This window comes from Pantoea sp. MQR6, from assembly GCF_022761075.1.
Lineage (GTDB): Bacteria > Pseudomonadota > Gammaproteobacteria > Enterobacterales > Enterobacteriaceae > Pantoea > Pantoea phytostimulans.
In genome coordinates this window covers 1,058,712-1,072,226 of sequence record NZ_JAKYXB010000001.1, presented here as the reverse complement: position 1 = coordinate 1,072,226, position 13,515 = coordinate 1,058,712, and the positions used below count along the sequence as shown (strand labels likewise).

The window sequence follows — 13,515 nt, the reverse complement described above, 5'->3', positions numbered from 1 at the left end:
GTGGCATGCGAGGGGATGTGACATTCGCCGCAATTCTGTTATCTACTGCGGCTTTCTTAAATAAACAGCATAATTCCTGCTGAGTTAAGGTAAAAATTCAAGGTAGAGTTTGGGTGTCCTCTTTAGACTCGGTTACGTTTTTGTTAACGATAATAAGAGGCGACCATGACCATTTTACACAGTGCCGATTTTTTCCCTGAAGGTGATTACGCGATAGCGATTGAACCTCGCGTGCCGCAACAGGCTTTTCCAGAGCATCATCATGATTTCCACGAAATTGTGCTGGTTGAACAGGGATCGGGAATTCATGTCTTTAATGGTCAGCCACAAACGTTATGTGCAGGATGCGTCTGCTTTATCCGCGATCACGATCGCCACTTATATGAGCAAACGGAAAACCTTTGCCTGACGAATGTGCTTTACCGCAGCCCCAGCGCGTTTCGTTTTCTCTCTGGCCTGCAAGCGCTGCTGCCCTGCGACCAGGATGGTCAATATTCATCACATTGGCGCATCAATCATAAAGTGATGGCGCAGGCGTTGAACGTGGTGGCACAAATGCGCCAGGATCAGGCCTGGTCACTGGAAAAACAAGCGCGTCAGGAGCAACTGTTCTTGCAGCTGCTGGTGTTATTGCGTGAAGCCTGCCGTGACGAAAATGCACAGGATCAGGAGGCGCGTTTACACCGTTTACTGGACTGGTTGAACGATCATTACAGTGATGAAATTATATGGGATGAGATAGCGGATCGTTTTTCGCTCTCGCTGCGTACGCTACATCGGCAAATGAAGCAGCAAACAGGCAGTACGCCGCAGCGTTATCTCAACCGGCTGCGCTTGTTGCAAGCGCGTCACTTGCTGCGTCACAGTGATATGCGCATTACGGATATCGCCTTTCAATGTGGTTTTGGTGACAGCAATCACTTCTCTACTTTGTTCAGGCGTGAATTTGGCTGTGCTCCACGGGCGGAGCGCCAGCAGATGTTATAGAGGAGCCAGCCATGACGTTGTTACTCAGCCGAGAGGATTATTTTCCTGCCCCTAACCTCCCGGTTGCGGTGGCAGAACGTATGCCACAACCCTCATTTCCCCCTCATCGGCATGAGTTCAGCGAAATTGTCATCGTTTGGCGAGGCAATGGCTTGCATGTCTTGAATGATCGACCTTGGTTAGTCACCTGCGGCGACGTTTTCTATATCCGAGATAATGATTGCCACAGCTATGACAGCGTCAACGATTTAGTGCTGGATAACATTCTCTATTGTCGCGATCGCTTTGGTTTGGGACTGGACTGGCAGCAACTCATCCCTTCACAAGGTCACGATGCGCCAGGATGCTGGCGCTTAACCACGCGCGGCATGGCGCTGGCGCGCGGCGTGATTAGTCAGCTTGAACGGGAAAGCCGCAAAACCGATCCTCTCTCCATTCAACTTTCAGAAGCACTTTTCCTTCAGTTAGCCATCATCTTGCGTCGTCACGGCTATGCCGCTGATCGGCCTTGGGCTTTGCCTGAAGGTGAACAACTCGATTTGTTGATGTCAGCACTGCAAGGTGCCGTTGCCAGGCCCTTTGACCTTGCCGTGTTTTGTCAGCAAAACCAGCTCAATGAGCGATCGCTAAAACAGCTGTTTCGTCAGCAAACCGGGATGACCGTTGGCCATTACCTGCGCCAACTGCAACTGTGTCAGGCAAAGTATTTATTGCGTACACAAGACTGTTTAATCGGAGAAGTGGCCGCGCGCTGCGGCTTTGATGACAGTAACTATTTTTCTGTGGTATTCACGCGAGATACTGGATTAACCCCCAGCGCCTGGCGCCAGCGTTTTCTTTCGCCTCGTCACACGCTTAAAATTCCTGATACTGAAAAACAATAAAGCGAGCCGGTTAAGGCTCGCTGTAATGCATCTGGATATAAGATCTACACCGCCATGCCTAAGCCAACGATATTGGCAGCGATGATAATGACCACGCAGCCAATCGACAGTACGCTAACCGGACGGCGCCCCGCTGACTTCCATTCTTTCAGCAGCAGGCCAACCAAGCCACCACACAGCACATACAAGCTCATGTGTAGCATCCAGCTTACATAGTCATACTGCGGTGGGATTTTGGCGTGGCCCCATGCATAGAAGAAAAATTGCAGATACCACATGGTGCCGCCCAATACAGCAAAAGCTGCGTTGGCGAGCAGCAGTGGCTTAGCCACAGAAAAATCTTTGCGTATCGACAACTCGGGTTTGGTCATCAAGCGGAAGAAACAGAAACCAAGGTTAACCAAGGCGCCCCCTCCCATGATGACAACATAGCTTGGTAAAGCGACATACAGGGGATCAATGCCTAATTGCCCTGCCGCCTCATGCATAGGTTTGGCTGCGTCCATGGCGAAGGACATGCCAGCAGAAAAAATGCCGCACATCACAGCCAGTACTAAGCCTTTCTTCAGGTTGAACTCTTCGGCATTGATTCCCAGTGCGCGTTCTTTAAGTAAACCCGCACGCGAAACAATCGCTACGCCGATCAAAGCCACAAACACACCTAACAGCGTTAGCAACCCGCCCGTGGAAGCAAAGAGCTCGCCAAAGCGACCCTGAATCAGGGGCGTCATAAGCGTACCGACGACCAGCGTGATGCCAATGGCGATACCAATCCCCATCGACATGCCAAGGTAACGCATCGTTAACCCGTAGTTGATGTTTCCTATGCCCCACATCGCACCAAACAGAAACACCGGCATCAACTGTGAAAGAGTAAAACTACTGTAATACGCCCAGAAATTTGGCAGTAATACGGCGCTGACTGCCCAAGGCAAAATCAGCCAGGACATGATGCCGCCAACTGACCACATGGTTTCCCATGACCATCTTTTCACCTGTTTAAATGGCGCGTAGAAACACGCGGCACTGGCAGCTCCGACAAAATGCCAGAAGATACCTGCAATAATGGCACTGTTCATTGTTATTCCTTCGTAAGGTTGAGGCCTACAGAAATCCGAAGATTCCCGCTTAGCACGCAGTCTACGTTTTGCAGGAATTCATCAGCCTTTGAATGGCTGCCGAAGGCGAAGGCGTAGTGGCAATATTTAATTGTTATTCCCGTCAGAGATCACAAAATCACATTTGTCGGAAAGTCGGGCACTCAACCTGTTAAGTCGCTTATTATTATGATTTTTTTACTGAATTGCTGTGTGGCGCAGCACATTTTCGTGTTGGTTGCCGCCCTATCAGCAAAATTGGCAAAGAGACAAAGAACGCTTTTCATTGCCCAGCCAAGGTCGTATAAACAGGGAAAATCCATCGATATCAGGGATTGTGATGACAACGAAGTGGTTAACGCTGTTTCTCTCGCGCGCCGTCAGCCGCGTGATGCTGGATGATATCCGCGCGATTTTGCCTGCCGAAGCGGTAAAAATATTTATCAATGGACTCGATGAGTCGCATTACGCGACGGTGGAATGTATTCAAATTGAGGAAAACTGCGCGCTGGTGGCTTCAGCCATTGTGGTCTGGCGTCAGTTAGGGCATGTGCATCACATTACTTATCAGAAGGGTGACGTTTTACGTCAGGTGGATGACGAGACGCAGTTTCAGCTCTTCACCCTGCTGAAAACCCATCGCGCAGTGTTGCAGTTAGCGTGATAAAATCGCTTTTTTCACTGAATAGCAGGAAAATAATGAGAATTGGTATTTTGTTTCCCATCGCCATTATCGTGGCAGGCGTCGGCTTTCTCGCCTGGTTCATCGGCAGCGGTCTGGCAATGCCCGGTTCCTGATCTTTTAGCGCAGCTGGCTGTCTTTGCTGCCGCGACGATTAAACAGTCCTGCGCCCTTCTGCTGTTTATCCATTTTTTCCTGGCAGGCTACGCAATAGCGCACACCTTTCAGCGCCTTACGTCGCGCTTCAGGAATGGGCTCGCCGCAAGCTTCGCACTCTGTGGCACTTTCACCCTGACCTAGCGACTGACGGACACGGCTAATCTCGTCATTCACCGTGCTGTCGATCTGTTCTTGCACTGCGCCGTCAGACGCCCAACCATTTGCCATGATCTCGCCCTCGTTTAAACCACCCTATCCAACCTGCTTTACGCTGCAGATGCGTTGATTCACCTCGTTTGTCCCCGTCACCTGACGGCGTAATCACATGAGAAAGCACAAGCTTGTCGCCTTCCTGACGCGCGAATCATTTAAGGTATAACACCTTTATTTTACAACAAACTCGCAGATTTGCTGTGAAGGTCACGTCAACCTGCGATTGACTGCCATGTCTGATTCTCCGCTGGCAACCAGAAAAAGGTGCTACACCTTGATCTGTTTCAGGCTGCACTTATTACATCCTTTAGCTTACATAAATGTAACGTACCGATAGCGGAGAGCACTTCGAATGACAACTCATCTTCAACATTATATTAATGGCGAATTTGTCGCCCACCAGAACGATAAATGGATTGAAGTTATCAACCCTTCAACCGAAGCATTGCTGTCACGTATTCCTGAAGGCAGTGCTGCCGACGCCAGCCGTGCTATCAGCGCAGCAGAAGCCGCGCAGCCAGGCTGGGAAGCGTTGCCCGCTGTTGAGCGTGGTATTTGGTTACGCAAAATTGCGGCCGCTATTCGCAAGCGAGAGCCTGAACTGACGGCAACCATTGTGGCCGAAGGCGGTAAAACGCAAGGACTGGCACAGACTGAAGTGTTGTTTACCGCCGATTATCTTGACTATATGGCGGAATGGGCGCGCCGCTATGAAGGCGAAATCATTAACAGCGATCGTCCCAATGAGAATATTTTCCTGTTCAAAAAGGCGATTGGCGTTACCACCGGTATTTTACCGTGGAACTTTCCCTTCTTCTTGATTGCGCGCAAAGCCGCACCGGCGTTGATTACCGGCAACACCATCGTCATTAAACCCAGCGAAGTGACCCCAAACAATGCCGGTATTTTTGCTGAAATTCTGCAAGAGATCGGATTACCCAACGGCGTGATCAACTTTGTGTACGGTTATGGCCCAGAAGTGGGACAGGAACTGGCTGCAAACCCGAAAGTGGGCCTGGTCAGCCTGACTGGCAGCGTCGGTGCTGGCATCGCCACCATGGAAGCGGCAGCCAAAAACGTCACTAAAGTGTCGCTGGAGTTGGGCGGTAAAGCGCCCGCCATCGTGATGGATGATGCTGACCTGGATATCGCCGTAAAAGCGATTGTTAGCTCACGCGTCATCAATACCGGACAAGTCTGTAACTGCGTGGAGCGTGTTTATGTGCAGGAAGGCATCTACGATCGCTTTTTGACAGCCATTACAGCTGCCTTTAAAGAGGTTAAATTCGGCAATCCAGCCGAAAAAGCGGATATCGATATGGGGCCACTGATCACTTCCGCTGCATTGGCTCGCGTTGAGCAAAAAGTGGCCAACGCGCTGGCGGATGGCGGCAACCTGGTGCTGGGTGGCAAACGTGCTGGCGATAAAGGGTTCTTCTTTGAGCCAACCATTATCACTAACGTGCGCCAGGATATGGAGATCATGCGTGACGAGATCTTTGGCCCGGTATTACCTGTCATGACGTTCAAAACGCTGGATGAAGCCATTGCACTGGCGAATGATTGCGAATATGGCTTAACTTCCTCGATTTTCACGCAAAACATCAATACGACGATGAACGCGCTGCGTAAGCTGAAGTTTGGTGAAACCTACGTTAACCGTGAGAATTTTGAAGCGATGCAGGGTTTCCATGCGGGCTGGCGGAAATCAGGCGTCGGCGGAGCCGATGGAAAACATGGACTGGAAGAGTATCTGCAGACCCATGTCGCCTATCTGCAATTCACCTAATTCTCCATCATAGTTATTGGCGCAGAGACGTTGGCGTCGCTTGTTCACCCTGGTCGCCTGCTTGAATAAGCACTTGGGCGCACTGCGGCTCACATTGTTTCAGATAGCAAGCCGGGCCGCACTTTTCAGCGGCCCGATCTCTTTATGCCATGCGCTTGCCGCTACGCAATAGGGCCAAACCACTCAATAACGCGACGGCCATCAAGTAATAGCTTGGTGCCAGGCTGCTGCCGGTACTGCTGATCAACATGCTGCAAATCAGCGGTGCAAAACCTCCAAAAACCGTTACCGCCACGTTGTAGCTGATCGCCATGCCGCTGGCTCGGGTGGTGAGCGGGAAAATATCCGCCATCACCGACGGCACGGTCGAAAAATAGATCGATTTCAGCAGCGCCATCCAACCGACCAACAGAATGAGCGTAGTTGGCGTGGTGTGATTCACCATCCCTTTGAATGCCGGATAGATGGTGATGATCAGCAGCAGCAGCGATCCCCACATCAAGGGTAAACGTCCAATTTTCTCCGCCCATAACCCCATCACCGGCGTGACCACCGTCAGGATAATGCCTGCCACCAGCGTGGCACTAAACGCTACCGATCCCGGTAAATGCAGCGTTTTCGTGGCGTAGGTTGGAATGTAGTTCAGCATGTAATTGACGGCGGTTGAAATCACCATTAAGCCAATCGCCAGCGTAATCAGCGACTTCTGCTTGCCAAACAGCGCTTTCAGCGGCGCTGCATGCTTCTCCTGTTGAACGAAGCTGGCAGGTTCATGAATGTTGCGGCGAATATACCAGCCCAGTGGACCAATCAGCAGGCCAAAAGCAAAGGGAATTCGCCAGCCCCAATCCTGGATCTGCGCCTCTGTCAGTAGCTGCGTTAATCCCAGGCCAAACGCCGACGCCATTAAGGTACTCGCGCCCTGCGTGGCGAACTGCCAACTGGCGATGAAAGCTTTGCGTTCCGGGAAGTGTTCAACCAAAAACGCCGTTGAGCTGCCAAATTCGCCACCCGCAGAGAATCCCTGAATCAGACGCGCCATTAAAATCAGCAGCGGCGCAGCCAGGCCGAGGGTGGCATAGCTCGGCATAAAGGTAATCATCGCGCCGCCCAGCATCATCAAATTGATGGAGAGCAAAAGGGCTTTCTTGCGCCCATGACGATCGGCGTAGTTGCCTAGCACAATGGCACCCAACGGACGAATCAAAAACGAGACACCAAAGCTGCCAAAAGTCAGGAGCATGGACACTGAAGGATCGCTGGTAGGGAAAAAGTTGTGTGCAATATAGCTGGCGAAGAAACCATAAACCGCAATATCAAACCACTCCAGCGCATTACCGATACAGGTCGCAAACAGCGTTTTATGCAGGCTCGGTTTTGCTAATGGCATTTCTTGGGCCAGACTGCTCATTTTACACCGCCCTGATAAGCACGATGGCGAGCTATCAGCTGTTCGCCCTCTTCACCTAACTGCCAAAACAGGCGTGTCATGATCTGCAAACCTTCACGCGCTATTGACTTCAGCATATGTTCATTCACGCCATGCTGACCGCAGGCGGGATAGGAATGCGGCACCCACAATGTGGGTAAACCGAGAATGTCGGAGAAGACTTCATTCGGCAGCGACCCCCCAAGATTGGGCAGTAACGCGGGTTTTTTGCCGCTGCTAATAGCCAGACTTTCCAGCGCCCAAGTCACCAGCGGATTGAGAGGATCAAGACGGGTAGCCGGTGAACCTCGCATAAACTCAACATCGACATTATCAAAACCGTGCTGACGCAAATGCGCTTCAACGTGCTGCACCAGATTCTGCCAGTCTGTTCCCACAACAAAACGCAGCTGACAAACCGCCGTGGCCTTACCAGGAATTGCATTCATCGGACGCGCTAAATTGCCGGTTTCATACGCCAGCACTTCCAGCGTATTCCAGCCATACAATCGTTCCGTCGGAGATAACCCTGGCTCGCCCCAGTGGGCTGCCAGTTCAGGATCGCCCGGCATACCGCCCACTTCAACGTCGCTGAGAATTTCACGTACCGCCTCGGTGAGAGAATCGGGTTTCAGCGCCTCAACCTGTAACACGCCCTGGGCATTGACCAGAGAGGCGATAGCATTGGCGAGTTGCGTGCCGGGATTGCTGAGCAAACCGCCCCAGTTGCCGGAATGGTAAGCGTTGTCGCGAGCGTTAATCGTCAGGCGGAAGTTTACCGCGCCGCGTGAACCAAGAAACAATGTGGGGCGAACAGCATTGAGGCGCGGGCCGTCAGAGGCGATAAACAGGTCGGCGCGTAGTAATTCTTGCTGCTGCTGACAAATTTCTGCCAGCCCAGGCGAGCTGATCTCTTCACCCATCTCAAACAGGATTTTACAGTTGAAGCCCAGTTTGCCGCCGCGCGCAGAAAACACCTGCTCCAGCGCGGCCAGGTTGACGCAGTGCTGGCCTTTATTATCTGCGCTGCCGCGTCCATACCAGCGATCGCCCTCTTCTTTGAGCTGCCAAGGCGACAAACCTTCCCGCCAGTTTTCATCATCTCCAAACACCACATCGCCATGCCCATAACAGAGCAGCGTTGGCAGAGCAGCATCTTCAATGCGTGTAGCAATCAGGAAAGGTCGATTAGCCGCTTGTGGATTGTCAAAGAAGTGCAGAGTAAATCCCAACGCCTTGAGTTGAGGCGCAATTTCATCGCGCAGGTAATGATCTAATTCCTGGTCACGATCCTGACGCTGACTCTCTGTTACGCAGGCGATGCGGCGTGCTAAAAGCTGTTGAAATTCGCCACTATCGAAATAACGCATCGCCTGTTCTACGGCCTGCTGTACGCTCTGTTGCTGTGTCATGTTTGCCCTGCATTTTTTGTCTTAATAATGAACCTATAATTGTCAAAAAATTAGCGTTGCCACAATCATCAATTTATCGAGTAAGCTTTGCTTTTAAGACAAAGCTTATTTGCCCGATTAAGAGGCATGCCCCTTTTTAAGGCACCTGAACACGAAGGTTACGCAATGCTCAGTAGTGAAATACGCTATTTTCTCGCCGTGGTTAACCAGGGTTCCTTGAGCGCCGCCAGTGAACAGCTGTTCGTCGCGGTGTCGGCAATCAGCCGACAGATTCAACGGCTGGAGGCGCAGGTTGGCGTACCGCTGTTTGAACGCCACGCTCGCGGCATGGTGTTGAATGAAGCGGGTGAAATCTTTGCGCATCACGTCCGGAAAAGTCAGCTTGATATGGAATATGCACTGGCTGAAATTAAAGGACTGAAAGCGGTGCGCCGCACGCAAATAAGGATTGCTTGTACCGATGGAATGGCATTCAGCCTGTTGCCGGGGCTGCTAGCGGAATTCAGGCTGGCTAATCCCAGCGTGCTGTTTGCTATGAAAGTCACGCATTCACAGGGCGTGGCGGAAGCGGTGCGAGCCGGAGAATGTGATGTCGCGCTGCAATTTAGTCTGCATCCTGAGCGGGGCGTTGAGGTGTTGGGTTCGTGGCCTGCCCCGGTTTTGCTGGCGATGCAAACCACACATCCGCTGGCAAAACGGCAGGTCACGCTGGCTGATTTAAGTCACTATCCGCTGGCGCTACCGGGGCAAAACACCACTGTGCGCCAACTGTTTGATCTCTCTTGTCAGATGAACGGCAGCGTGGTTGAACCGGTGCTGACCTGCGATTATTTTTCTACCCTCTACAACTTCTTGCTCCATACGCCGCAGGCGGTGACGATTTGCAGCGCCTTTACACTGTTGTTTAGGCAAGAAAAGCCGCAGCTGGTGTTGCGTTCAATGGGTGTTGATCAACTTAGCCAGCGCACGCTGCAGCTGCAAACCGTATCGGGTCGACAGCGCAGCGCGGCATTGAATCTGTTCCTGACGTTCCTACAGCAACGTTTAACGGAGATGGATGCACAACTGCGGCAGGCGGGTTAACTGGCCTGCCGCAAGCGGCATTATTTGATGTCTACCTGATAGAAAATGTGCTTCCCAAAAGGATCGACTTCATAGTTGCTGACAGATTTGCGTACCGGCTCGAATATTGTCGAATGCGCAATCATCACGGCAGGCATCTGGTCATGCATGATCTGCTGCGCCTGAAGATAAAGTGCAGTGCGCTTGCCCTGATCTGGCTCTTTACGCGCTTCAGTAATTAACTTCTCGAATGGCTGATAACACCATTTGGAGGAGTTAGAGCCGCCCTGAGCAGAGGTACAACTATAAAGCGGGCCAAAAAAGTTGTCTGGATCGCCGGTTGCGGTGGTCCAGCCCATCAAGGCCGCCTGATGCTCGCCGCTGCGCACACGTTTAAGGTACTCACCCCATTCGTAACTGACGATATTGGCCTTGATACCGACTTTTTCCCAATCTGCCTGAATCATCTCAGCCATACGACGCGCATTGGGATTATAAGGTCGCTGTACTGGCATCGCCCATAGCGCAATTTCAGTGCCGGGTTTGATGCCTGCTTCTTTTAACAGCGCCTTGGCTTTTTCGGGATCGTAGTCGTAATCCTTGAGGTCTTTATCCGCGCTCCAGACACCCGGCGGCAGAATGTTTTTCGCTACCGTGCCGGTGCCTTTAAAAATGGCCTCAATAATAGCGGGCTTATTGATTGCCATTGCCAGTGCCTGGCGCACTTTAACGTTATCCATAGGCGCTTTGGTGGTATTGAACGCGAGGAAACCGGTGTTTAATCCTGCTTTCTGAGCCAGCGTGATAGTCGCGTTCTCACGCATTTTTTCTAAGTCTGCCGGATTAGGAAATGGCATAACCTGACACTCATTTTTTTCCAGCTTGGCATAACGCACCGAGGCATCCGGCGTGATGCTGAAGATTAAGCGATCCAGCTTGGCTTTGCCCTGCCAGTAATCCGGGAAGGCTTTATAGAGAATGCGCGAATCTTTCTGATACTGCGCCAGTTCAAACGGTCCCGTTCCGATCGGGTCCATATCCACCTTTTCTGGCGTTCCCGCTTTCAGCATTTTATCGGCATATTCCGCCGAGTGAATGGAAGCAAAGTACCAGGCAAGATCGGCAAGAAATGGCGCTTCTGCGTGGTTCAAGGTAAAGCGAATGGTGTGATCGTCGACGCGGTCGATGCTTTTGATCAGTGTCGAAAGCTCAAGGCTTTCAAAGTTGGCGTAAGTGCCGCCAGAGACATTGTGATAGGGATTTTTGGGATCCATCTGGCGCATAAACGAAAAAATCACGTCATCTGCATTGAAATCGCGCGTTGGCTTAAAGGATTTATTACTGTGAAACTTAACGTTCTGCCGTAGATGGAAGGTATAAACCGTGCCGTCTGGACTGATTTCCCAGCGCTCTGCCAGGCTTGGCACCAGTTCAGTGGTGCCGGTTTTAAAATCGACCAAGCGATTAAAAATCGGTACCGCGCTGGCGTCGACGCTGGTGCCAGAGGTGTAAATCTGTGGATTGAAATTCTCTGGTGAACCTTCTGAACAGTAAACCAGGGTTTTCGCGTTAACGCTGCTGGTGATGCTTATCCCAGCGGTAAGCAGCGCTAACATGGCCATCTTCATTTTCATCATTACTCTCGCTTTTTATTGACTTCCGTTGATCAGAATAACTAAATGAATCATTCATATGCTTCATTGATAGCACGATTCGGCAGCTTAGCGAACCTCAGAACCAATAAGGATTAGTGATGACCGGCAAACTTGAGACGCAGTTAACCCAACGCTTTTTTCGCTACCTGGCAGTAAGCAGCCAAAGCGATGCCAAATCCACCACATTACCGAGCACGCCAAGCCAACACGTGATGGCAAAACTGCTCGCGGATGAGCTGCTGACGTTGGGATTACAGGACGTGGTGATAGATGAACACGCCACCGTGACCGCCGTGAAGCCGGGTAATCGTCCTGACGCACCGCGCATCGGTTTTATCACCCACATCGATACGGTTGATGTTGGGCTGTCGCCCGATATTCATCCACAGATACTGACCTGGCAAGGTGAAGATTTGTGTCTGAATGCGCAGCAAGATATCTGGCTACGCCGAGATGAACACCCTGAAATTGCGCCTTATATCGGTCAGGAGATTATCTTTAGCGACGGCACCAGCGTGCTAGGCGCCGACAACAAAGCGGCCGTTACCGTAGTGATGACGTTGATGGAAAATCTGCAAGGCGATCACGGTGACATCGTGGTGGCATTTGTGCCGGATGAGGAAATTGGTCTGCGCGGCGCTAAAGCGCTGGATCTGGAGCAGCGGTTCAACGTAGATTTTGCCTGGACCATCGACTGCTGCGAACTTGGCGAAGTGGTATATGAAAACTTCAATGCCGCCGCAGCGGAAATTACGTTCACCGGTGTCCCCGCACATCCGATGTCCGGCAAAGGCGTGCTGGTGAATCCGCTGTTAATGGCGCACGACTTTATCAGCCAGTTTGATCGACTAGAAACGCCGGAGCATACCGAAGGCCGTGAAGGCTATATCTGGTTCAATGAAATTCACGCTAACGCCAGTTTGGCGACCATGAAAGCCTCAATTCGTGATTTTGATCTGGCTAACTTTGCGCTGCGCAAACAGCGTTTACAGCAGGTTGTACAAGACATTGCGGCGCGTTACCCAACCGGCAAGGTTGACATCACGATCAGTGATACCTACAGCAACATCTCTAATGCGCTGGGCGACGATCGTCGAGCGATTGATTTGATTTTTAACGCGCTGGAAGCGTTGGATATTGAACCGAAGGTCATACCTATGCGCGGCGGCACCGACGGCGCGGCACTGTCCGCCAAGGGTTTACTGACGCCAAACTTCTTTACCGGCGCGCACAATTTCCATTCCCGCTTCGAGTTTTTACCGATCACGTCATTTGTGAAATCGTATCAGGTGGCAGAAAAATTGTGTTATCTGGCGGCACGGTAGGAAAAGCAATCGGGCGCAGACGCGCCCGATGTTGGATTTACTGCTTCACGCTAACATCAATGCCGGGAAAGAATTTTTCGGCAAGCTTCTTCACCGTGCCATCACTCTGGACTTTAGCGATGGCTGCATCCAGGTTCTGCTTCAGGTTGGCATCGCCTTTACGCAGGCCAAAACCAATGCCGGAGCCCAGGATAGCGTCATCTTCTACCGGCTTGCCGATAAAAGCGAAACCTTTGCCCTGCGGCTTGTCGAGGAAGCCCGATTGTCCAGCAGCTGACATCACCAGTGTGCCATCCAAACGGCCCGCGACCATGTCGTTATAAACCTGGTTCTGATCTTGATACGCGGTCACAGTAACGCCCTGCGATTCCCAATGCTTCTTGGCATAGGTTTCCTGAATCGAACCCTGCAACACACCAATGTTCTTGCCTTTCAGCGCTGCCGCAGTTGGCTCCATTTTCTGCCCTTCTTTACCGACTAACATCGTTGGGATGCGGTAAATGGGGCGGGTAAAGTCGATATTTTTCGCCCGCGCTTCGGTGATGTTCATTGCTGAGTTGATCGCATCAAATTTTTTGGCCTGCAGCGCCGGAATCAAGGCATCGAAGCTGCTTTCAACCCAGTGACAGTTAAAGTTGCCCGCTTTACAGATCGCGTTACCTAATTCGATATCAAACCCTTCCAGTTCGCCTTGTGCATTGCGGCTTTCAAAGGGAGGATATTGTGATTCAAGACCGTAACGCAGGCTGTCTTGCGCAAAAACGGATACCGACGTCATCATGCCCAGAGCGAGAAACAGCGTATTGATTTTTTTCATTACT

At 51.5% G+C, this 13,515-nt stretch carries 13 protein-coding genes; 7 read left to right on the top strand and 6 right to left on the bottom strand.

The features are described 5' to 3' along the window. Positions 1-165 precede the first annotated feature (165 nt). A complete protein-coding gene (gene rhaS / locus MUG06_RS04960) occupies positions 166-987 on the top strand; it encodes an HTH-type transcriptional activator RhaS (protein ID WP_215846779.1) in 822 nt (273 codons plus the stop codon). Between the two features lie 11 nt (positions 988-998). Further along, the gene (rhaR, locus tag MUG06_RS04955) at positions 999-1,871 is read left to right on the top strand and encodes an HTH-type transcriptional activator RhaR (RefSeq protein ID WP_243077899.1); all 873 of its coding nucleotides are present in this window, start codon (positions 999-1,001) and stop codon (positions 1,869-1,871) included. Positions 1,872-1,915: 44 nt separating this feature from the next. Here the strand turns inward: rhaR and rhaT are convergent, their stop codons facing one another. After that, positions 1,916-2,950: an L-rhamnose/proton symporter RhaT gene (gene rhaT / locus MUG06_RS04950; protein ID WP_243077898.1), complete on the bottom strand. Its 1,035-nt coding sequence runs from the start codon at positions 2,948-2,950 to the stop codon at positions 1,916-1,918. 358 nt (positions 2,951-3,308) lie between these two features. On the opposite strand from rhaT, the gene MUG06_RS04945 reads away from it, so the two are divergent. Together MUG06_RS04945 and MUG06_RS04940 are read left to right on the top strand one after the other, a co-directional pair. Further along, positions 3,309-3,632, top strand: a complete 324-nt coding sequence (locus tag MUG06_RS04945; RefSeq protein WP_215846778.1) for a hypothetical protein — start codon at positions 3,309-3,311, stop codon at positions 3,630-3,632. Between the two features lie 35 nt (positions 3,633-3,667). After that, positions 3,668-3,766: a YoaK family small membrane protein gene (locus MUG06_RS04940; protein ID WP_008925225.1), complete on the top strand. Its 99-nt coding sequence runs from the start codon at positions 3,668-3,670 to the stop codon at positions 3,764-3,766. 4 nt (positions 3,767-3,770) lie between these two features. On the opposite strand, the gene MUG06_RS04935 is transcribed toward MUG06_RS04940, so the two are convergent. Further along, positions 3,771-4,037 (bottom strand): DksA/TraR family C4-type zinc finger protein, encoded by a 267-nt coding sequence (locus MUG06_RS04935; protein WP_215846777.1) that lies wholly within the window; start codon positions 4,035-4,037, stop codon positions 3,771-3,773. Between the two features lie 337 nt (positions 4,038-4,374). On the opposite strand from MUG06_RS04935, the gene aldA reads away from it, so the two are divergent. Beyond that, on the top strand, positions 4,375-5,811 hold the full coding sequence (gene aldA / locus MUG06_RS04930) for an aldehyde dehydrogenase (RefSeq protein WP_243077897.1): 1,437 nt from the start codon (positions 4,375-4,377) through the stop codon (positions 5,809-5,811). A gap of 142 nt (positions 5,812-5,953) precedes the next feature. On the opposite strand, the gene MUG06_RS04925 is transcribed toward aldA, so the two are convergent. Further along, complete coding sequence (locus MUG06_RS04925; RefSeq protein WP_243077896.1) at positions 5,954-7,222, bottom strand: MFS transporter; 1,269 nt, start codon at positions 7,220-7,222, stop codon at positions 5,954-5,956. Continuing rightward, a complete protein-coding gene (locus MUG06_RS04920) occupies positions 7,219-8,652 on the bottom strand; it encodes a M20 family metallopeptidase (protein WP_243077895.1) in 1,434 nt (477 codons plus the stop codon). Before MUG06_RS04920 ends, MUG06_RS04925 begins: the two co-directional genes overlap by 4 nt. 165 nt (positions 8,653-8,817) lie before the next feature. Between MUG06_RS04920 and MUG06_RS04915 the strand changes: the two genes are divergently transcribed. Then, positions 8,818-9,735: a LysR family transcriptional regulator gene (locus MUG06_RS04915; protein WP_243077894.1), complete on the top strand. Its 918-nt coding sequence runs from the start codon at positions 8,818-8,820 to the stop codon at positions 9,733-9,735. Positions 9,736-9,755: 20 nt separating this feature from the next. On the opposite strand, the gene MUG06_RS04910 is transcribed toward MUG06_RS04915, so the two are convergent. Beyond that, a complete protein-coding gene (locus MUG06_RS04910; protein WP_243078496.1) occupies positions 9,756-11,348 on the bottom strand; it encodes an ABC transporter substrate-binding protein in 1,593 nt (530 codons plus the stop codon). Between the two features lie 119 nt (positions 11,349-11,467). Between MUG06_RS04910 and pepT the strand changes: the two genes are divergently transcribed. Continuing rightward, complete coding sequence (pepT, locus tag MUG06_RS04905) at positions 11,468-12,694, top strand: peptidase T (RefSeq protein WP_243077893.1); 1,227 nt, start codon at positions 11,468-11,470, stop codon at positions 12,692-12,694. A gap of 37 nt (positions 12,695-12,731) precedes the next feature. Here the strand turns inward: pepT and MUG06_RS04900 are convergent, their stop codons facing one another. Continuing rightward, positions 12,732-13,511 carry a transporter substrate-binding domain-containing protein gene (locus MUG06_RS04900; protein WP_243077892.1) on the bottom strand — a complete coding sequence of 260 codons (780 nt, stop codon included), beginning with the start codon at positions 13,509-13,511 and terminating at the stop codon, positions 12,732-12,734. Positions 13,512-13,515 lie beyond the last annotated feature (4 nt).